Here is a 21,466-nt window from a genome sequence, read left to right on the forward strand (position 1 = left end):
AGGTGATAAAAGGGTGCGCAACTCAAAAGAAGTAATTCGGTTAATTAAAAAATTGAGAGAATCTAAGGAAATGTCAGTTGAAGAATTGGCAAACAGGGTCGGTATAGCTAAATCCTCGCTGTCAAGATATGAAAATGAACAGCGTTCATTTCCTATTAATGATATTGGTCTATATGCAAACGCATTAGGTACAACGGTGGAATTTTTATTGGGAATTGGTACTCAAAGTAATGTCAAACTAAGCAGCAATGACATGGAACTGATAAGAAAATATAACTCTTTGGATGATATAGGAAAGTACACTGTTGATACAACTTTAGACGTCCAGTACAAACGCTGTACTTCTCAGGATAATGATCTAATTGCTGCTCATAGCGACGATTATTCGGAAGAACAGCAAAAGCTTATGCTTGAGGACATAGCCGAATTAGAAAGGCTGCATAATAAACGAAAAAATAAATAGGAGCGTGAATCAATGGGGTACGAGAGCCTATTGATCAAAGCAGAGCAGCACGGGGTAAACATCTACGAAATTGGCTTACGATCACCAGCAAAAGGACTAATAAAAAATAACATCATCGCTATTAATAAAAATATATCCGCAACAGAGAAAACTTGTGTGTTGGCTGAAGAATTGGGGCATTACTTCACTTCAACGGGAAATATCCTTGATCAGTCCTCAATCTCGAATCGTAAACAGGAATATCGTGCAAGAGCATGGAGCTATGAAACGCTCATCTCACTCGAAAGAATTGTTGAAGTGGGACAAGCAGGGATTGAAGGCAGACATGCAGTAGCGGAATATTTAGGAGTAACCGAGGAGTTTTTACAGAATACAATTGAGCACTACCAACGTAAATATGGGCTTCATACGTTTTATCGAGAATTTTTAATATATTTTGAACCTCTGCAAGTAATTCGTTTATAAATACCTTAAGTGATGCATTTATGCATCTTTGCGTCCAAAATACAGAACATACGTTCTTTAAGAGAGGAGTTTTACAATGAAAAAGAAAGTAATTCGAGTTGCGGCCTATCCCCGCTACAGTTCTGATAATCAACGAGACGAATCAATCACTGCCCAAATGAGAGCAATTAGAGAATATTGCAAGCAAAAAGGCTATGTAATCGTTGATATATATCCCGACGAGGAGTTTTCAGCGACTGTAGACCGCAGGCCAGAGTTCCAGCGAATGATTGCTGATGCACAAAAGAAATTATTTGATGTTGTCGTTGTTCATAAGCTTGATCGATTTGCTCGTAACCGCTATGATAGTGCTCACTATAAGCGCATCCTAAAAAAGAACGGCATACGTGTTGAATCTGTGCTTGAGCAATTGGACGGATCGCCAGAATCGGTAATCCTCGAAAGCGTCTTAGAGGGAATGGCTGAATACTATAGCCTTAATCTATCTCGAGAGGTTAAAAAGGGGATGTTTGAAAATGCATTTCAAGGCATCCATACCGGCGGTAAACCACCTTATGGATTAAAAGTCAATCCTGTCACAAAAAAGTATGAAATCGACGAAAAACGTTATCGTGCAGTTCAACTGTATTTTGATGGCATTGATAACGATCTATCGAACGAGAAAATAGCCGCAATTCTCAATAAGGAAGGATTCAGAACCCAAAAAGGACGACTTTTCACGAAAAATAGCTTTTACGGGTGGGCCACAAATAGAAAATACAAAGGAGATTATGTGTTTAACGCTGCATCCGCAAAAGACGAAGAAGGCAGGCGCAATAATAGTAAGAAGAAGCCAGAAAGTGAACAAATTATTATTCCTGGCATCATTCCTGCTATAATTACTGATATAGAATTATGGGATAGAGTTAACGAGAAATTTAAGAATCGTAGACATGAACCAGGAAGGATGAAAACTAAAGTGGCGTACCTATTAACTGGTAAAATAATTTGCGGCAAATGCGGATCACAGTATGCAGGAAATTCTTATCACAATGCTAAAAGCAAGGAACGAACTTTGCTTACTTATTATAAATGTCAATCTAAATGCGGAAATACTAATGTGCGCAAAGATGATATTGAATCGCTAGTCATTCGCGAACTAGCTGCGCATTGCTTTTCGGATGAAGCAATGCAAGAGATAGTTATGCGAGTACAGGAACTTTATAAGAGCGAAAAATCTCAATTGGAAAACGATGTTGAACCAATTAAAAAAGAGCTTGCTGATATAGAGAAGCAAATTAAAAACTATACAACTGCAATCGGCGCTGGCGTAATGAGTGTTATTGAAAACCTTAAGCAAGCAGAGCAGCGCCAAGAAGCTCTTTTGTATGCACTAGACCGCGCTAAAATGGTTTCAAAAATAGATGCTCTTGATAATGATCATATTTTAGCCGTTTTGACAAGCAAAAAGAACTCCCTTATGTCAGCAGATGATGATGACAAAAAAGCAGTTCTCCAAGAATATGTTCAACAAGTAGTTATTCAGCCTTCGACTGATATTAACAATTATGAAGCTGAGATAACATACAGGGTTTTTAATGGTGGAGGCGAGGGGATTTGAACCCCTGTCCGAAGACTACGCCACATAGGCCTCTACGGGTGTAGTCACAGTTTTAATGTCGGCAAAGCAAACGCCCCGTAACCGGCTTTCGCTAGGCCCAGCCTGATTGTCTTCTTCAGCACACCCCAGGCGGAGATGTGACAGCGTATCCCACTAAAGTTGAGCCCTCATCCCGGTACATGGGCGATACAGAGCGAGAGCACGCGTGCAGGTTATTAAGCTGCTACAGCGTAAGAAGTTTGTTGTTTGCCATTTAATAGGCTTTAGCGTTTTATAGTGGACGACTCCCCACTACCCGCAACCCATGCTCGTTCAATCCCCGTCGAATCCATAAACGCCCCCTAATAGGCTTCCACTCTTAACACGAGCTTCTGCTATAAGGGCGCTTGCTTCTTCGCGAAGTAAGCACGGATCAAATGAACTCTGACTGTCTGTCAGCCACCGACTAACAAGCTCAGTCACTACTACATACTATACGCAGCCAATCTGCAAATGTTGCATCGATTAGCTATGTTTATAGTATAACATGAACCATCAAGCAATACACGCTGCAATCTATGGTAAGCTGCGCAATGTTTGCTATCTGATCACTTTTTGCTTTTCACGCAGTATGCGCTGAATATCGCGCTGTGAATCGCGCTTGGCTGCCGCTTCACGCTTGTCATATTGCTTTTTACCTTTACCAAGTCCAATCAACAGCTTCGCATAGCCATTGCGAATATAAATTTTCAGCGGCACAATCGCATAGCCTTCCTGCTTGGCCTGACCAAACAGCTTGGAAATTTGCTCCTTGTGCAGCAGCAGCTTGCGAGCTCGAGTAGGATCGGTATTATGAATATTCCCTTGCTCAAATGGGCTGATATGCATATTGTGAATGAAAATCTCGCCGTTGCGAATTGTAGCAAATGCGTCATTGATATTAGCCTTGCCGTTGCGAATCGACTTGATCTCCGTCCCAGTCAGCACCATTCCCGCTTCATAGGTTTCTTCAATGAAATAGTCATGGGAAGCCTTCTTATTTTGCGCTAACGGCTTGTCATTATTCTTTTGTTTTCCCATGCCTTTCACCTCTCTACTCTAATCTCATGGAATTATATTGTAGCAATTTGTGCCGTATAAATCAATATATAGAAAGAACCGCTCTCCGAAAAGGTAGAGCGGCTCCTCGCACGCATTGTGCGTAATCAGCTATTAAAGCTTAACTACGTTTTCTGCTTGTGGTCCACGGTTGCCTTCAACTACGTTGAACTCAACTTGTTGGCCTTCTTCAAGAGTTTTGAAGCCGTCGCCTACGATCGCGGAGAAGTGAACGAATACATCGTTACCGCCTTCAACTTCGATGAAGCCGTAGCCTTTTTCTGCGTTAAACCATTTAACTGTACCTTGTTGCATGTGAAATAGCCTCCTTCACTAAATAAATAATATGCGCCTATTTCGTTGTAAAACAAAAAATTCACACATTGAAAAAGGTTCATTAAAGCTGATGATACCCTTTTCAATATGTGAATTCAGGTAGTTCAGATCAGATAGTTTGAGTTTACTATAGGAATGGGAAAAAAGCAAGAGGTATTCGCAACGTTTTAGCCGTTTTCCCAATAATGGCTAGAACTGTATGCCTACTCGCATATGCAAATCATCCTTACATATACTGCTATTTGCGTACATTGCCAGCAGCGCAAGCAACTGAACGAGCCTTGCGCTGCTGGATATCCAAGCCGCTACTTTTTACGCACAAAAGCAGACATTGCTTTCTTTGCTTTTACTTTTTTCTTCTTGCCTTTTTTCACTTTGGCGTGAAGGGAAGGAGCGTCCTTGTCGCCGCCGCCATTAAATACGCCGCTTGCTGACGTCTTTTTCTTGCGCTTCTTGCTGAGCGATACTCCGCTGCCACTCGCACCTGCTGGCTTCTTTTTCTTCTTATCCTTTTTCAAGCCCGCATCAAATGGGTTGGAGAAATATGAGTCGTTCTCCGCACTGCGAATAAATTCGCCATTTGCTTGATCGTATGCATCAAAATCCAGCAGCAACGCGTCGGAGGCTTCCTCGCTCCACGGATTCTCCTTGCTCGCGGCGCTTGTGCCTGGTCCGCGCTTAAAGTCCTTCTTTCTTGCACCATTACGGCTACCGCTATTCTCTCTTCCACCATTGCCGCTGCTGCGTCCGCTACGCGCCTCATCGCTTCTGCTGCCTCGGCCTTCCTTCCGACCTCTGCCCGACGAATAATTGCCGCCAGACTGCTGATCTGAAGCTTTGCGCTTGCGGCTTGCAAAACCACCGCCACCAGCTCCGCCATGATTAGAGCCTTTTTGATTGGCAAACTCGAAGTCAATCGTATGATCGCTCATATTGACGCGACTTACGATTATTTCCACCTCGTCGCCAATCCGATATATTTTTGAGGTGCGCTCGCCGACAAGAATCATATGCTCAGGATGGAAATGATAGTAGTCGTCATGCAAGTCGCCCAAGCGAATTAGCCCCTCCACCGTATTCTCCAGCTCTACGAACAAGCCAAAGCTGGTTACGCTGCTAATAATGCCGGAGAAGGTTTCGCCGATTTTATCGAGCATATACTCACATTTTTTAAGCTTATCTGTATCGCGTTCCGCTTCAACCGCTACACGCTCGCGCTGAGAGGAATGCTGGGCAATATCCGGCATGCGGGCCGCCAGCGCATCATGCCGCTTTGGCGAAAGTGCGCCGCCGCCCGCCAATACCTCGCGAATGATGCGATGGATAACAAGGTCCGGATAACGACGGATCGGCGAAGTGAAGTGCGAGTAAAATTCTGCTGCAAGCCCAAAGTGCCCCAAGCTTTCCGCATCATATTTCGCTTGCTTCATCGAACGCAGCATCATCGTTGAGATAACGGTCGCTTCCTTCGTGCCTTGAATTTTATCCAGCAGCGTTTGCAACGCTCTCGGATGCACCGAGTTGCCTTTGCCTTTGACGATATAGCCAAAGTTGGCTGCGAAGGTCATGAACGTTTGCAGCTTTTCCTGATCCGGGTCTTCATGGATCCGATACAGGAACGGCACCTTCAGCCAATAGAAATGCTCAGCAACCGTTTCATTGGCCGCCAGCATAAATTCTTCGATTATTTGCTCGGCTATGGAACGCTCGCGCTTCACAATGTCGATTGCTTTGCCCTGCTCATCGACAATAATTTTCGACTCCTGAAAATCAAAATCGATTGCCCCGCGCTTCATCCGCTTTCTGCGCAAGCCAGTCGCCAGCTCCTCCATCAGCTTGAACATATCAAGCAGCGGCGCATAGCGCTCCTTCAGCTCGGTCTCGGGGTTTTCCTCGTCCGCCATTAAAATACGGCGCACATCAGTATAGGTCATTCGCTCCGTTGTTCGAATGACGCTAGTGAATATATCATGGCGCACCTGCTTGAGCGTGCCCGCTTCAAACTCCATTTCACAGCTAAGCGTCAAGCGATCGACCTTCGGATTCAAGGAGCATATGCCGTTGGAAAGTCGATGCGGCAGCATCGGAATAACGCGGTCAACCAGATAGACGCTCGTGCCGCGGCGAAATGCCTCTTGATCTAATGCAGAGCGCTCCTTGACATAGTAGCCTACGTCGGCAATATGAACGCCTAGCACATAATTGCCATTGTCCAGCCGCTTCACATGCACCGCATCATCCAAATCCTTGGCATCGGCGCCGTCAATCGTGACGATCACCTCATTGCGCAGGTCGCGTCTGCCTTGACTGAAAATCTCTTCCTCTGAAATTTGCTCTGGCGCCGCAATCGCCTCCGCCATAACCTCTTCGGGAAATTGCTCTGGCAGCTGATGCTTGCGTATAATTGATAAAATATCGACGCCTGGATCATTTTTATGGCCGAGTATTTCAATTACTTCACCTTCAGCCGCTGAACGGCCTTCGGGATAAACGTTAATTTGTACAACAACCTTTTGCCCGCTTACCGCTCCCATCGTTTTATCCTTCGGAATAAATATATCCCGATTGATCCGCTGATCGTCAGGCAATACAAAAGCAAACGCCTCATGGTTTTCTAAAACGCCAACAATTTGCGTAATGGCACGCTGAACGACGCGAACGACCTCGCCTTCCATCCGTCCGCCGGATTCGCTTTTGCTAGTGATGCGCACGAGCACAATATCTCCGTTCATCGCGCTTTTCAAATCATTGGCATGAAGATATACGTCAGGATGCTCGCTGTCATCAGGCAGGAGGAAAGCAAAGCCCTTTGCATGAGCCTGCACAGTACCACGCAATAAGTTCATGCGCTCAGGTACTCCATAGCGCTCATTGCGTGTACGGTAAATTTTGCCCTGCTCTTCAAGTGCCACGAGCATTTTCAAAAAGCTTTTAAAATCTGCTGCATCCGTAATGTTGAAATGCTGCTCTAGCTCAGAATAGGTCATTGGCTTGTAGGCGACTTCCTTCATAAATTCGAGCAGTTGGCTCTCGTTTATCATCCTGTGATCTCCTTTATCGTTGAAATTGGGTGATGGCTGGTTCATCTCTTTATTGTAAGTATATACGTTTCTCCTGTATTACATCCCCATCTAAGTACAAGCTTAACTGCTCAAGTCGCAATTGTACATCAGCATTCAGCCACATTCGGCTAATTTCTGCTCTAAAAAACAAAAAAGCGAGGATAACCTCGCTTTTTCCAAGTACCATTATTGGTTCACAAAATACGATACAACTAACGCTAGAATAAAGAAGCCTGCTGCCAAGCCTACAGTTAAACGCTCCAGGAACAAGTCCAGACCGCGTGCTTTTTGTTTACCGAAAAGATGCTCCGCACCGCCAGTAATCGCGCCAGAAAGACCAGCACTTTTACCTTTTTGCAGCAATACAGCGCCAATCAAGCCGATAGCAAATACGATTAGCAAGATTTTCAATGCAATTTCCATTACTTCCACCTCCAGCATAGCACTCGCTACATAAACAGTTAGTTCCATTGTAGCATACACAAGCTCCTGTTACAATAGCGAGCCCTTGACAGATGGTTGAGCGTACAGGAACTGCGACTGAGCTTGATTTTGGCGCTCCTCCTGCAGCAATTGCGTAATGTACTGGAAGTTTTTTTCGGCGTCCTCCATCGTTTTTCCAGTATGGGATTGCTGCTCAATATACAGCACCTTTGATTCCAAATTAGTCATCGACGTTAAATGCTTTCTATAATCAATTTCGCCATGCTCCAACAGGCAGTCCTTTCTGCCCCTTGTAATGGTTCTTAGATGAACGAATGGCGTACGTGCCTCATAGCGCTCATAAATTTCAAATGGATTTAGGCCAGCCAAGTACAAATCGCTAAAGTCAAGCTCAAGCTGAATTTGCTGCTCGTCAAACGGCTCCAGCAGCTTATCGAGCACAAAGCAGTCCTCCTCCTGATCTTGATCGTCCACACTTTTATCAAATTCGCGCGAGAAATTATGGAGCACAAGCTGAAGCTTTTGCTGCTCTGTAATTTTAACCATGCTGTTCAATAAATGCTGTAAAAACTGAAGCTCATGCTGCTTCAGCGTTTCCCGAATTGGCAGCCACGGCACGACAATGTAGTGCGAGCCTGTTTCCAAGACTAATTTGGCTAACCGTTCAAACTCCTTCTCGATTTTTTGCTCATCGTAAACTGGAATTGCCACATGGACCGAAGGAATTTGCAGGCCGAGACGCTTGGCTATTGTGCGAATTGTGCTTGGCTTGAACGTATAATAGGCCACTAGCTCAATTGTGCTATAGCCAATCTTTTTTACGTCCATCAATGTTTTAACGAGGTCCTTTTCCGCCAAATGCTTGAGCGAATACATTTGCAGGCCAATTTGAACGTGCTTCGCGTTATCCACTACCTCTCACCTCCTTAGCGCTCCATGGCTAATTTTTCATCGCCTTCATTATTGCCTGTCCTGATGAAAACATGTACCAACTGGTTGAAGCAATGGTGGTTGCGCTATAATATGGATGAGCTGACTTTCGCAGCTTCTGTCAAGAAAGACAAGAAAGTGGTGCTTTATGAATATAAACGTACATATTATCGCTCCTTATGAATCGATGCAGTTCATCATTAAGGAATGCATGCCTTTATTCCCTGAACTAGATATTACGTACTCTGTTGGAGACCTGGCTAAGGGGATGGAATTAGCTGTTTTGCAAGAGCAGCAAGGAGCTGACATTATTATAAGCAGAGGCGGTACAGCTAAATTAATAAAAAAAGCAGTTTCCGTTCCTGTTATCGATATTCAGCTATCGGGCTACGATATGATTCGTTCGCTAATGCTGGCCAGCCACTTTGAGGATAAGACCGCAATTGTCGGCTTTCCCAACATTACTTCCGGCGCCCAGGCGATTATCGAATTGCTGGACCTGCCGTTAAAAGTGTTTACGATCAACAGCTCCGACGAGGTTGCTCCGCTGCTATTGGAGCTGAAAAACAGAGGCTATAAACAGATCGCCGGCGATGTAATCACATTTGAGACAGCCAACGCCTACGGGCTTAAAGGCTTTTTGATTCAATCCGGCAAGGAAAGCATTATTAAGGCGCTGGAGGATGCCAAGCTCGTTTATGGATACTTGCAAAAAAACAGCAAGGTACAGCGCATCCTGGAGCAGTTTGCTTTGAACACGAACCGCAATTTGCTCATTTTTGATGAAAATAATGAAATGATCTATGAATACTTGACTGACTTTAATACTAAGCTCGTCACGCAGGAGCAAATGTCTCTGCTGCATGCTGAGCTGGAGCGACAACAGGATAAAGTAAAGCGGAACTTCGTAGTCGGCAACAGTATTATCGACATTACCGGTTATTATCAGCCGTTTGATGGCATGTACTATAAAATTTATCTTTTGAAAAAAAATCCATTTAATTTGATGGAGCAAAAAGGAATTTCTGTTCTGTCTTCAGCGATCAATGAGCCGATTGCTGCCGCATCCTCGTCCATTCGGCTTATATTGAATCAAATAACCGCTTTATACGAAAGCAAGGAGCCAATACTTCTGCAAGGTGAAAAAGGAAGCGGCAAAGACTTTATATCAAGCTACATCCATCAGCAATTTGCGCAAAATGGACTGCTTGTAACGATTGATTTCAAGCACTTCAATCTCGACCAGCTTGATTTTGAGCAGCTGTCGAAGCTGTCCAATGTGCGTACGATCAGAATGAAAAATTTGCAGCATATTCAAGATTACGATCAAGCGATTGCATTTATAAACATGTGCTTGCAGCAACGTCTTCATCTCTTTTTGATAGTACAGGATGCTGCAGCCAGCTCGCTGCTTTCCGAAGTTTCCATGAGCAAAATTACGATGCCCAAGCTTGCGGACAGGCAAGAGGATATTCAGCCCTTGGTGCAATATTTTTTAAGCGACTATCATCAACGCTTGGGAACGACAGCTGTTAAAATTAGCAATGACGCCTTGAATATGCTTCATGCCCATGCACGCAGCTGCAACATAGATGATCTAAAGAGCATAATCAAGCAAGCCGCTCTCATGGAAAAAGATTATGTGCTCCACTCGGAAACGATAAAGCAAGTATTGTCGCATGCAGCGAAGCCGCTGGATTTCATTTCACTAAGCGGCACATTAAGGGATATTGAAAAAGAGATTATAAATTATGTGCTGCAAGAAGAAAATAATAACCAATCGAGAGCTGCTGAACGCCTCGGAATCAATAGAGCTACATTGTGGCGCAAGCTTAAAGACTAACTTTAAGCCTGCGCCATTTTCTCACAACAAACTGTTGCAATATTAAACACTTTTAAAGAAAATCTAAAATCCCATAAAATATATGTTGCTATTTTAAACAAATTATTTTAAGATGATTGCTGTAAACGCTTCAAAAAAAGTAATGCGAGGAGTTAAGACTATGAAAATTAAAGCGACTTTAGATCGAATTCCTGGTGGAATGATGGTTGTTCCGCTATTATTAGCTGCAACCATTAACACGTTCTTTCCTAATCTGCTGCGGATAGGCGGATTTACGGAAGCTTTGTTTGTGAACAGTGCAAGCGCATTAATTGCTTTATTCTTATTAATTGCAGGCACTCAAATCAATATCAAAACAGCCAAGTCATCGGTTGGCAAAGGCGTAACCCTGCTAGTTTTCAAATGGGTAATCGGTTCACTTGTTGGTTTGCTCGGTTTTTGGCTTGCAGATTCCAATGGACTATTTCTAGGATTGGCTCCAATTGCGATTATCGCCGCGATGACAAACTCTAACGGCGGTCTATATATCGCGCTAGCTGGTCAATACGGCAAGGAGGATGATAAAGCAGCCTATCCTTTCCTTGCGCTTAGCGACGGACCATTTTTAACGATGGTCTCGCTCTCGATCTTCGGAGCAATGGGCTTTGCAACAGGCATGTTCTCTTTAACGTCCTTGATTGCGGTCGTACTGCCGCTTGTAATCGGGGTTGTAATTGGCAACCTGGATCGTGAAATGGGCGACTTCCTTAATAAAGGCAGCGACAAGCTCGTTCCATTCTTTGCTTTCGCCTTGGGGATGGGCATCAATTTCGAAGCGATAATTAAAGGTGGACTAAGCGGTGTTTTATTAGGCGTGCTAACTGTGCTGCTAACTGGCGGGATCGGATACTTAATTTTCAAAGCAATTGGCTGGAACCCGATTGTTGGCGCATCTGAAGGCTCTACAGCCGGAAATGCCGTAGGGACGCCGGCTGCGATTGCTGCTGCCAATGCTACCTTCGCCCCGATTGCAGAGCTGGCCACCGTGCAAATAGCTGCCAGTGTTGTGACGACCGCGATTCTGCTGCCGATCTTTATCGGCTTCCTTGCCAAACGCGTAGAGAAAAATGGCGGCTTGGCGAAATACAACGAACGAAACTAAACATGAGAGAAGAGGCTTCCCTCTTCTCTTTCACGCTTCTATTTTTTGGAGGAGATTGGAATGAAACTAGCGATAATTGCTGATGATTTAACAGGAGCTAATGACAGCGGTGTGCAATTAGCGCGCCACGGCTTGAAAACTGCTGTACTGTTCGAAATGGATGGTGCGAATACGAAGCATTACGAGGCCGTCGTGTTCGATACCGACAGTCGTTCCATTAAGCATACTGAAGCTTATGAGAAGGTAAAGCAAGCTGCGCAATTTTTAGTGGATGCAGGGTTTGATTTTATATTCAAAAAGCTCGATTCCACCATGCGCGGAAATATCGGAGCTGAGATCGATGCCATCTATGACGTGCTAAAGCCTCATTTTATGATGATTGCGCCAGGCTATCCTAAAAACAATCGGGAAATTCGTCATTCTACGCACTATTTGAATAAAATCCCGTTGGGAGAAACGGAAATTGCCAAAGATCCGAAAACGCCAGTCACCATTTCCTACCTGCCCGATCTTTTGCAGCAGCAAACAGATCGCGCTATTGCAGCCATTACGATTGATGATTTGGTGCAAGGGGAAGCGCATATCGCCGACATGCTTAAGCAATATGCCGATCAAGGCATCCCTTATCTCATTATTGATTCAACGGAAGAAGAGCATTTGCAGCAAATACTCGCCTACACGAAGCATTTGCCGTATCAATTTGCCTGGGTTGGCTCTGCGGGCATTGCCAACTACTTGCCTGAGCACTACGGCATAGCAGTCAAGCAAAAATCGTCCACTATCCCTGCTAATAACGGTCCAATCCTTACCGTCGTCGGCAGTGTTAATATAAATTCAAGAGTGCAATTAAACAAACTGCTTGAGGAAGGCAATGTTTATGCGATTCCATTTGAATCGTACAAGGCTTTGTCCAGTCCCGCAGATCGCGAACATGAAATAAGCAAGGTCTATAAGCTGGCCTATGAAAAAGCCGTCGCCGGGCTAGATGTCGTCATCTATTCAACTGCCGAACAGGCTGACATTGAACAAGCGTGGAAGGTTGGCGAAGCACAAGGGCTTTCCCATACCGAAATCAGCAATGAAATTGTGAAAGCAATCGGGAATGTCTGCTCGATGCTGCTGGAAAAGCAGCTGTTTAAAGGCGTTTCGATGACTGGCGGAGATACGGCAAAGCAAATTTGCAGCTTATGGGGAATTAAAGGCTTCGAGCTGCTTGACGAGTTGGAAATCGGAGTGCCAATCTCCAAATTTCTCGGCATCGAGCATTTGCACGTCATTACGAAGGCAGGCGGCTTCGGCTCTGAGCGCGTATTTATTCATGCGATTAACAAATTGAAGGGAGATCATCAATGATGAAACCAATTATCGGAATTACGATGGGCGATGCAGCTGGCGTTGGCCCGGAAATTATCGTAAAGGCATTAGGCTATAAGGAGCTTTATGACAAGTGCAAACCTGTCGTAATCGGTGATGCTAAAATGCTGGAGCGTGTTCTGCCAATTGTCGATTCGCCATTAACTATTCATGCCATTAAGCAACCGGAGGAAGCGAAGTACGAGTATGGCTCCATAGATGTGATCGATTTGGATTTATTGCCAGCTGATTTGCCGTTTGGCCAGGTTTCGGCCGCTGCAGGAGATGCTGCTTTTCAATACTTGGCAAGAGCAATTGAACTGGCAAAGGAGCAACGCATTCATTCTATATGCACAGCTCCGCTGAACAAGGAAGCACTTCACCTGGGTGGTCACATCTATCCTGGACATACTGAAATTTTAGCCGATTTAACGGATACTGAAGACTTTTCGATGATGCTGACTACGCCGAATTTGCGCGTTATTCATTTGACCACCCATATGGGATTAATAGCTGCAATTCAAAGCATTACGCCTGAAAGAACCTATAAGGTAGTGAAATTAGCGCATGAGACGCTTGCCAATGCCGGATTCAAAAATCCAAGCATTGCAGTATGCGGCATCAATCCGCATGCTGGCGAAAATGGCTTGTTCGGAAACGGCGAAGAGGAAGAAAAGCTAGTACCAGGGATTGAACGGGCTAAAGCAGAAGGGATCAATGCATCCGGCCCCTACCCTGCCGACACTTTGTTTTTCAGAGCTGGCAGAGGCGATTTTGATATCGTCGTAGCCTGCTACCACGACCAAGGCCATGCTCCTATTAAAGTAATGGGCATTGAGGAAGGCGTCAACATTACCGTTGGCTTGAAAGGCGGAATTATCCGAACCTCTGTCGATCATGGCACAGCCTTCGATATTGCTGGTAAAAATATAGCAGATGAGAAAAGCATGATTGCAGCGATTAATTCCGCAATTGAACTTGCACCAAGACGCTAACACAGCTACAAAAAAATCCCTTGCCGATGCATCCGGCAAGGGATTTTTTCTATTTAGCAAAATGTTAATTTAAGCTTATTTGAAAGCTTTAAGGTTGTAGAATGCTGATTTGCCTGCGTATTGTGCAGTCGAACCAAGCTGATCCTCGATACGAAGCAATTGGTTGTATTTCGCAACGCGGTCTGTACGTGAAGGAGCACCCGTTTTGATTTGACCTGCATTAGTAGCTGCAGCAATATCAGCAATTGTGCTGTCTTCAGATTCACCAGAGCGGTGAGAAATAACTGCTGTATAGCCAGCGCGTTTCGCCATTTCGATAGCATCGAATGTTTCAGTCAATGTACCGATTTGGTTAACCTTAACAAGGATTGAGTTACCTACGCCTTTTTCAATACCGTCAGCTAGACGAGCTGTGTTTGTAACGAACAGGTCGTCACCAACCAATTGAACCTTTTTGCCTAGGCGGTCAGTAAGCAGCTTCCAGCCTTCCCAGTCATCCTCGGAACAGCCGTCCTCGATTGTAATGATAGGGTATTTATCAACCCAAGACTCAAGCAGATCAACAAACTCAGCAGAAGTGAAGGATTTGCCTTCGCCAGCAAGCACGTATTTGCCGTCTTTGTAGAACTCAGTAGAAGCAACGTCCATACCGATAAATACTTCTTCGCCTGGTTTGTAGCCAGCACGCTCGATTGCTTCGATAATTGTGCTGATTGCTTCTTCGTTGGAGCCAAGGTTAGGAGCAAAGCCGCCTTCGTCGCCAACTGCAGTGTTAAGACCTTTGCTGTGAAGAACAGCTTTAAGGTTATGGAAAATTTCAGCACCAATGCGAAGTGCTTCCTTGAAGCTTTCAGCACCAACTGGAAGAATCATAAATTCTTGTACGTCGATGTTGTTGTCCGCATGCTCACCGCCATTGATGATGTTCATCATAGGAACTGGAAGAACCTTTGCGTTGAAGCCGCCAAGATATGTGTAAAGAGGTACATCCAAAGCATCAGCAGCAGCGCGAGCAACCGCCATAGATACAGCAAGAATTGCGTTTGCACCCAGCTTGCCTTTGTTATCTGTACCGTCTAGTTGAATCATTTTACGGTCGATCGCTACTTGATCAAGAGCGTCCAGGCCGATAATTTCTGGAGCAATAATCGTATTTACGTTTTCAACCGCTTTAAGCACACCTTTACCTAGGTAACGAGATTTGTCGCCATCACGAAGCTCAACAGCCTCATATGCGCCAGTAGATGCGCCAGATGGAACGATTGCACGGCCTTTGCCGCCGGATTCTAGTGAAACTTCAACTTCTACAGTCGGGTTACCACGGGAGTCAAGAACCTCACGTGCGTATACATCAACGATGATAGACATTTCGTGTAACACTCCTTATTATTTTTATAGTTTTATTGTACATGCAAAGCTATTACTTAATCAATGTAGAACCTGTCATTTCTTCAGGTTTATCCAGATTAAGCAGCGTCAGCATTGTAGGGGCAATATCAGCCAAAATGCCGTCCTCACGCAGCTCTACGCCTTCTCTGGTAACAATGAACGGAACCGGGTTCGTCGTATGTGCAGTATGCGGGCGTCCATTTTCATCAAATACCATATCGGCGTTACCGTGGTCAGCTGTAATGATGCAAACTCCGCCAGCAGCATGAACCGCTTCTACCACTTTGCCCAAGCACTCATCCGTTGCTTCTACCGCCTTAATTGTAGGCTCAAGCATGCCTGAATGACCAACCATATCCGGATTCGCAAAGTTAAGAATAATAACGTCATGCTTATCCTTCTCGATTTCGTTTACTGTTGATTCTGCAAGCTCGTAGGCGCTCATTTCAGGCTTCAAATCATAGGTTGCTACCTTAGGCGAGTTAATCAATACGCGAGTCTCTCCTGGCAGCTCAACGTCGCGGCCACCGCTGAAGAAGAACGTGACATGCGGATATTTCTCCGTTTCCGCAGTGCGCAGCTGCGTCAAATTGTTTTGCGCCAGCACTTCGCCTAGTGTATTATCCAGGTTTTTCGGTGAGTAAGCAACCAAGCCGCCAACCGTTTCACTGAACAGCGTCATACAGACGTAGAACAGATCCTGCGGCTGCTTATCTCCACGCTCAAAGCCGCGGAAGTCTTCGTTCGTAAATACTTGGCTCAATTGGATAGCACGGTCTGGACGGAAGTTGAAGAAAATAACCGAGTCGCCGGATTCAACTAGTCCAACCGGAGCTCCATCCTCCTGTACCAGCACAGTTGGCACGAAAAATTCATCGTACACATCTGCTGCATAGGAGTCCTTCACTGCCTGCAGCGCATCCTTTGCCGTTGGACCTTCGCCATACACCATCGCGCGGTAAGACTTTTCAACGCGATCCCAACGCTTGTCGCGGTCCATTGCATAGTAGCGGCCTTGCAGGGAAGCGATTTTGCCAACGCCGGTTTCAGCGATTTTCTGCTGCAGCTGCTCCACAAAATGCACGCCGCTGTCAGGCGCTACATCGCGGCCATCAAGGAAGGCATGGATGTAAACATCGTGGAAGTCATTGCGTTTGGCAAGATCTAGCAAAGCGAACAAATGATCAATGTGGCTGTGCACGCCGCCATTCGACAGCAAGCCGTACAAATGCAGCTTTTTGCCGTTTTCCTTTGCATGCAGCAAAGCTTTCAGCAGCGTTTCATTTTCATAGAAATCGCCTTCGCGCACAGATTTCGTAATACGAGTCAAATCCTGATACACAATGCGTCCAGCGCCAATATTCAAGTGGCCAACCTCAGAGTTGCCCATTTGTCCTTCTGGCAAGCCAACTGCCTCGCCGCATGCTGTAAGAGTAGTATGCGGGTACTGGCTCCAATAGCGGTCGTAATTCGGCTTGTTCGCCTGTGCAACCGCGTTGCCTGTCACATCATTGCGCAATCCAAATCCATCCAAAATAATTAAAGCTACTGGTTTACGATTTGCCATCTTACTTGGCCCCCTCGACAAGAGCGATATAGGAATCCGGCTCCAGGCTTGCACCGCCAACTAGCGCGCCGTCAATATCAGCCTGGCCCATATATTCAGCAACATTGTTAGGCTTAACGCTGCCGCCGTACTGAATGCGGATTGCATCTGCAGTTGCTTGATCGTAAAGCTCGGCAATGATGCTGCGAACATAGCCGATTACATCCTGTGCGTCAGCAGATGTTGAGGATTTGCCTGTTCCGATTGCCCAAACTGGCTCGTACGCGATAACGGATTGCGCAGCCTGCTCAGCTGAAACGCCTTTGAATGCTGCTTCTGTTTGCACTCTGCAAACATCCTTCGTTGTGCCAGCCTCGCGCTCTTCCAAATTTTCGCCGATACAAACGATTGGCACCAGGCTATGCCTAAATGCAGCATGCACCTTTTTGTTAACTGTCTCGTCAGTTTCAGCAAAGTATTGGCGACGCTCAGAGTGGCCGATCAATACATATTTCACGCCGAGATCCTTCAGCATTACGCCGCTGATTTCACCAGTAAAGGCACCATTGTCTTCAAAGTGAAGATTTTGTGCGCCGATCGCAATCGATGTTCCTTTAGCAGCCTCAACAAGCGCTGGAAGGTTAGTAAATGGCGCGCAAATGACGCTCTCCACGCCTGCAACCTCAGCTTTGCCTTTAACAGCCTCAAAGAAAGCTACTGCCTCAGAAACCGTCTTAAACATCTTCCAGTTACCTGCAATAATAGGTGTTCTGCTCATGATAGATCCTCCTCAAGATTTTTCAATAACTTGCTCTTAATACTTCTTGCAATTGAAAAATCGCTACGAAAGCATTCTCTTGATTTTTCAATAACTTGCTCTTAATACTTCTTTGCAATGCTGCTCTTTAACAGTCCACAAGGATGTACGATTTTTTGCAAGATCGCACATCCTTATCAGGACAAATTATTTATCGTTAAGTGCTACAACGCCTGGTAGAGCTTTGCCTTCCATAAATTCAAGGGAAGCGCCGCCGCCAGTAGAGATGAAGTCCATTTGATCAGCCAGGCCGAATTTTTCAGCTGCAGCTGCGGAATCACCACCGCCGATGACTGTGTAAGCAGCTGTTTCTGCTGTAGCTTGTGCAACTGCACGTGTACCATGGGAGAACGGCTCGATTTCGAACACGCCCATAGGTCCGTTCCATACGACAAGCTTGGAGTTTTTAATAACGTCAGCGTAGATTTCACGCGTTTTCGGACCGATATCGATGCCTTCCATATCAGCAGGAATGCCGTCTACTGGTACGATTTTCGTATTTGCTTTCGCGCTGAACTCGTCTGTTACAACGATATCAACTGGCAGGTACAGGTTCTTGCCTGCTTTTTTCGCTTTTTCAATAAACTCAAGCGTCAAATCAAGCTTGCTGTTGTCCAGCAGCGATTGACCGATTTCATAGCCTTGAGCCTTGAAGAATGTATAGGAAAGACCGCCGCCGATAATGATATTGTCTGCGATCTCGATCATTTTCTCGATTACAGCAATTTTATCTTTAACTTTGGAGCCGCCAACGATAGCTGTGAAAGGACGGTCAGGATTGTTAAGCGCCTTGCCAAGCACATCAAGCTCTTTTTCCATAAGCAAGCCTGATACAGCCGGCAAATAATGCGCGATTCCTTCAGTAGAAGCATGTGCACGGTGAGCCGCACCGAATGCATCGTTAACAAATAGATCAGCAAGCTCAGCAAATTGCTTAGCCAGCTCTGGATCGTTTTTCTCTTCGCCAGGATAGAAGCGAACATTTTCAAGCAGCAATACATCGCCGTTTTGCATGTCAGCGATTTGAGCTTTTACCGCGTCGCCAACTGCTTCATTAGCTTTAGCAACCGGCTTGCCAAGCAGCTCGGATAGTCTAGCGGCGCTTGCAGTGTGACGAAGCTCTTCTACAACCTCACCATTTGGACGTCCCAAGTGGCTTGCCAAAATGATTTTCGCACCTTTTTCGATCAAGAAATTGATCGTTGGCAATGTTTCACGAATACGTTTATCATCTGTAATCGCGCCATTTTCCAAAGGCACGTTGAAATCTACACGAACAAATACTTTTTTACCAGCTAAATCAGCCACGTCACGAATACTTTTTTTATTCATGGATTAGCCCTCCTATGGATTTCAAGTTTGCATAATGAATGCAATAAAAGCAGGCGCCCTTCCGAGGGAAGAAACGCCTGCTTTTTACGCCCGCTTTAAGCTACGCTAAGCAAGGCTATGGACCGACATCTTCATGAAGAGTCATGCCCCGTCGGCTTTCTTTCCTTATAGACCTTTGCTTGCGATGTAAGCAGCCAGGTCAACTACGCGGTTAGAATAACCCCACTCGTTGTCGTACCAAGAAACAACTTTAACCATGTTGCCTTCAACAACCATTGTAGAAAGTGCATCGATTGTAGAAGAAGCAGGATCACCGTTGTAATCAGAAGATACAAGCGGCTCTTCGCTGTAGTTAAGGATGCCTTTAAGCGCACCTTCAGAAGCTTCTTTAAGAGCTGCATTTACTTCTTCAACTGTAACGTTAACTTTTAGCTCAGCAACCAAGTCAGTTACAGAAACGTTAGGTGTAGGTACGCGCATAGCCATACCGTTCAATTTGCCTTTAAGCTCTGGCAATACAAGAGATACAGCTTTAGCCGCACCAGTAGTAGATGGGATAATGTTTTCTGCAGCCGCGCGAGCACGACGAAGGTCTTTATGTGGTAGATCTAGTACAGATTGGTCGTTAGTGTAAGAGTGAACAGTTGTCATCATACCTTTAACAATGCCAAATTTATCGTTGATTACTTTTGCAAATGGTGCTAGGCAGTTTGTTGTACAAGAAGCGTTGGAGATAACTGTGTGGCTAGCAGCATCGTATTTGTCATGGTTAACGCCCATAACGATTGTAATGTCTTCGTTAGTAGCTGGAGCAGAGATGATAACTTTTTTAGCTCCGCCTTGCAAGTGAAGCTCAGCTTTTTCTTTTGCAGTGAAGATACCAGTAGATTCAACTACGATTTCAGCGCCTACAGAAGACCATGGAAGATCAGCAGGGTTGCGCTCAGCGAAAACTTTGATTTCTTTACCGTTAACTACAAGAGCGCCTTCTTTAGCTTCTACAGTGCCTTCGAATTTGCCATGAGTTGTATCATATTTTAGCAGATGAGCCAAAGTGTTAACGTCTGTAAGATCGTTAACTGCTACTACCTCAACTTCAGGATTGTTGAAAGATGCACGGAATACGTTACGACCGATACGGCCGAAACCATTGATACCAATTTTAACCATTGTCATTTCCTCCTAGTCATTTGGCAAAATTTAAATTTATGTCAAGTCGAATTGTAATCGCAAGTTCGAAAAGCATGGCTCAACAAACTTTACATCATTACAACTCGCCATGATGCCCACTTTCTTCATGCATTCGGATCATTTCCAAAGCCGCGCTTTCATCTGTAACAAGCGCATGGTTATGACCGAAGCGCATTATTGCATCAATTGCTACAGCCTTGCTTGGGCCGCCCGCAACTGCAACAATGCATTCAATTTTCAAAATGTCTTCCAGTCGCATGCCTACAGTTTTCATTTTGTGAATCGGCTCGCCATGTCGATTGAAGTAAAAACCGAACGATTCTGCCATTGCCCCTTCGGCGACCATCGCACGTACTTCCTCAGGATCTGTCTTTCTTCGCCTCGCCATTACTGTAGCGTCACCAATGCCATGGATAAAAATTCTTGCATGGCGGATTACCTCTACTATCTCCTTAATGGAAGGCTCCTGCATCATCGACTCGTAAGCCTCTTCGCTAATGTGATCAGGAACGTGCAGCAAACGATATTGCCCGCCTGTACGCTTCGCCATCATGGAAGCAATCGTGTTGGCCTGATAATCAAGGCTTTCACCCAAGCCGCCGCGAGCGGGTACAAACATAACATCCTTTATCGTACCGGGCAGGCTTAAATATTTGGCTACTTGAGCCGTTGTTGTGCCGCCCGACACTGCAATCACATCGCCTGATTTGATGACACGCTTCAAAAGCAAGCCAGCAGCTCGACCCAGCTCTCGCTTGGACGCTTCAGACTGCTCTGAATTTCCTGGAACTACAATCACCTGCTGCAAGCCGTACATATTCTGAAGCTTTATTTCCAGCTCCGAGTTACCGAAAACAAGTGGACCAAGCTGCTCAAGCTCCTCCAGCACCATTCTGCCCTCTTCACTAAGCGACATTCCCGATGCCGAAATGATCAGCAAACCTTGCTCCTTCAACAACTCTGTTTCCGCCCGTAGAACTCGCTCCGTCATTGATAGCACATTAGCAAGCGCACGACGACCGATTGTTCCTGCAAGCATAACTTGTTGCAGAATCTTGTAACGTTTTCTCATCACTTCCAAAAGCTCAGGTACTAACTGCCGCTGCAGTTCTATAAGCTGTCGCATAAATACCATCACTCCATCGGCAAGAGTCAACGTAGAGGTTCAATCACCCTTGGACATTTATTGTCCCTGTGGTGTTATTTAAGTCCCACTTATATTGTAATAGATTACGCCAGCCATAGCAAGAGCACTTTTTAAATGAAATCGATTACTTCATCTATTCGTTGCAAAAATATGCTGCTTATTGTCAGCTAACTGCAAATAATGTGCAGCATTTGTAAGCAGCAAACAGATAGCCGATGCTTTCCGACCTGTTTCTACGCCGATTACTTCGTATGTATAAGCTGCTTCGCCGCGCACTCAGCAGGCTCAATTTCTAGCTTACCCGTTAAAAACAAATCTCATAAGCAAGAACTTGC

Annotated in this window: 18 protein-coding genes and 1 other RNA gene; 7 read left to right on the top strand and 12 right to left on the bottom strand. The window is 45.2% G+C overall.

Annotated features, from left to right (window positions below):
* Positions 1-13: 13 nt before the first annotated feature.
* The 3 genes from KJS52_RS17070 to KJS52_RS17080 all read left to right on the top strand — a co-directional run bounded on the left by KJS52_RS17070 (position 14) and on the right by KJS52_RS17080 (position 2,528).
* Positions 14-463, top strand: coding sequence for a helix-turn-helix domain-containing protein (locus tag KJS52_RS17070; RefSeq protein ID WP_213517485.1), 450 nt, complete (start codon positions 14-16; stop codon positions 461-463).
* A gap of 12 nt (positions 464-475) precedes the next feature.
* Positions 476-928 carry an ImmA/IrrE family metallo-endopeptidase gene (locus tag KJS52_RS17075; RefSeq protein ID WP_213517487.1) on the top strand — a complete coding sequence of 151 codons (453 nt, stop codon included), beginning with the start codon at positions 476-478 and terminating at the stop codon, positions 926-928.
* Positions 929-1,004: 76 nt separating this feature from the next.
* Positions 1,005-2,528 (top strand): recombinase family protein, encoded by a 1,524-nt coding sequence (locus tag KJS52_RS17080; protein ID WP_213517489.1) that lies wholly within the window; start codon positions 1,005-1,007, stop codon positions 2,526-2,528.
* Here the strand turns inward: KJS52_RS17080 and ssrA are convergent.
* The 6 genes from ssrA to KJS52_RS17110 all read right to left on the bottom strand — a co-directional run bounded on the left by ssrA (position 2,507) and on the right by KJS52_RS17110 (position 8,359).
* Positions 2,507-2,870: a transfer-messenger RNA gene (ssrA, locus tag KJS52_RS17085) on the bottom strand. The genes KJS52_RS17080 and ssrA overlap by 22 nt on opposite strands.
* A 237-nt stretch (positions 2,871-3,107) precedes the next feature.
* Complete coding sequence (gene smpB / locus KJS52_RS17090) at positions 3,108-3,587, bottom strand: SsrA-binding protein SmpB (protein WP_213517490.1); 480 nt, start codon at positions 3,585-3,587, stop codon at positions 3,108-3,110.
* Between the two features lie 132 nt (positions 3,588-3,719).
* Positions 3,720-3,920: a cold-shock protein gene (locus tag KJS52_RS17095; protein WP_213517493.1), complete on the bottom strand. Its 201-nt coding sequence runs from the start codon at positions 3,918-3,920 to the stop codon at positions 3,720-3,722.
* A gap of 326 nt (positions 3,921-4,246) precedes the next feature.
* A complete protein-coding gene (gene rnr, locus KJS52_RS17100) occupies positions 4,247-6,982 on the bottom strand; it encodes a ribonuclease R (protein WP_213517495.1) in 2,736 nt (911 codons plus the stop codon).
* A 207-nt stretch (positions 6,983-7,189) separates the two neighbouring features.
* The gene (secG, locus tag KJS52_RS17105; RefSeq protein WP_213517621.1) at positions 7,190-7,426 is read right to left on the bottom strand and encodes a preprotein translocase subunit SecG; all 237 of its coding nucleotides are present in this window, start codon (positions 7,424-7,426) and stop codon (positions 7,190-7,192) included.
* A gap of 69 nt (positions 7,427-7,495) precedes the next feature.
* On the bottom strand, positions 7,496-8,359 hold the full coding sequence (locus KJS52_RS17110) for a sugar phosphate isomerase/epimerase family protein (RefSeq protein ID WP_213517497.1): 864 nt from the start codon (positions 8,357-8,359) through the stop codon (positions 7,496-7,498).
* Positions 8,360-8,525: 166 nt separating this feature from the next.
* Between KJS52_RS17110 and KJS52_RS17115 the strand changes: the two genes are divergently transcribed.
* From KJS52_RS17115 to pdxA, 4 genes are all read left to right on the top strand, one after another.
* The gene (locus tag KJS52_RS17115) at positions 8,526-10,220 is read left to right on the top strand and encodes a sigma-54-dependent transcriptional regulator (RefSeq protein ID WP_213517499.1); all 1,695 of its coding nucleotides are present in this window, start codon (positions 8,526-8,528) and stop codon (positions 10,218-10,220) included.
* Positions 10,221-10,380: 160 nt separating this feature from the next.
* A complete protein-coding gene (locus tag KJS52_RS17120; RefSeq protein ID WP_213517501.1) occupies positions 10,381-11,361 on the top strand; it encodes a 2-keto-3-deoxygluconate permease in 981 nt (326 codons plus the stop codon).
* 60 nt (positions 11,362-11,421) lie between these two features.
* Positions 11,422-12,714, top strand: a complete 1,293-nt coding sequence (locus tag KJS52_RS17125) for a four-carbon acid sugar kinase family protein (protein ID WP_213517503.1) — start codon at positions 11,422-11,424, stop codon at positions 12,712-12,714.
* Complete coding sequence (gene pdxA, locus KJS52_RS17130; RefSeq protein WP_213517505.1) at positions 12,714-13,709, top strand: 4-hydroxythreonine-4-phosphate dehydrogenase PdxA; 996 nt, start codon at positions 12,714-12,716, stop codon at positions 13,707-13,709. Before KJS52_RS17125 ends, pdxA begins: the two co-directional genes overlap by 1 nt.
* 75 nt (positions 13,710-13,784) lie before the next feature.
* Here the strand turns inward: pdxA and eno are convergent, their stop codons facing one another.
* The 6 genes from eno to KJS52_RS17160 all read right to left on the bottom strand — a co-directional run bounded on the left by eno (position 13,785) and on the right by KJS52_RS17160 (position 21,056).
* Positions 13,785-15,077, bottom strand: a complete 1,293-nt coding sequence (gene eno / locus KJS52_RS17135) for a phosphopyruvate hydratase (RefSeq protein WP_213517507.1) — start codon at positions 15,075-15,077, stop codon at positions 13,785-13,787.
* A 52-nt stretch (positions 15,078-15,129) separates the two neighbouring features.
* Entirely contained in the window at positions 15,130-16,665 is a 1,536-nt protein-coding gene (gene gpmI, locus KJS52_RS17140) for a 2,3-bisphosphoglycerate-independent phosphoglycerate mutase (RefSeq protein WP_213517509.1), read from the bottom strand.
* 1 nt (position 16,666) lies between these two features.
* Positions 16,667-17,422 (bottom strand): triose-phosphate isomerase, encoded by a 756-nt coding sequence (tpiA, locus tag KJS52_RS17145; protein WP_213517510.1) that lies wholly within the window; start codon positions 17,420-17,422, stop codon positions 16,667-16,669.
* A 186-nt stretch (positions 17,423-17,608) separates the two neighbouring features.
* On the bottom strand, positions 17,609-18,793 hold the full coding sequence (locus tag KJS52_RS17150; protein ID WP_213517512.1) for a phosphoglycerate kinase: 1,185 nt from the start codon (positions 18,791-18,793) through the stop codon (positions 17,609-17,611).
* 165 nt (positions 18,794-18,958) lie between these two features.
* A complete protein-coding gene (gene gap / locus KJS52_RS17155) occupies positions 18,959-19,963 on the bottom strand; it encodes a type I glyceraldehyde-3-phosphate dehydrogenase (protein ID WP_213517514.1) in 1,005 nt (334 codons plus the stop codon).
* A 97-nt stretch (positions 19,964-20,060) separates the two neighbouring features.
* Positions 20,061-21,056, bottom strand: coding sequence for a sugar-binding transcriptional regulator (locus KJS52_RS17160; RefSeq protein WP_306433586.1), 996 nt, complete (start codon positions 21,054-21,056; stop codon positions 20,061-20,063).
* Positions 21,057-21,466 lie beyond the last annotated feature (410 nt).

Origin of the sequence: Paenibacillus montaniterrae, from assembly GCF_018403185.1 — a bacterium.
Lineage (GTDB): Bacteria > Bacillota > Bacilli > Paenibacillales > Paenibacillaceae > Pristimantibacillus > Pristimantibacillus montaniterrae.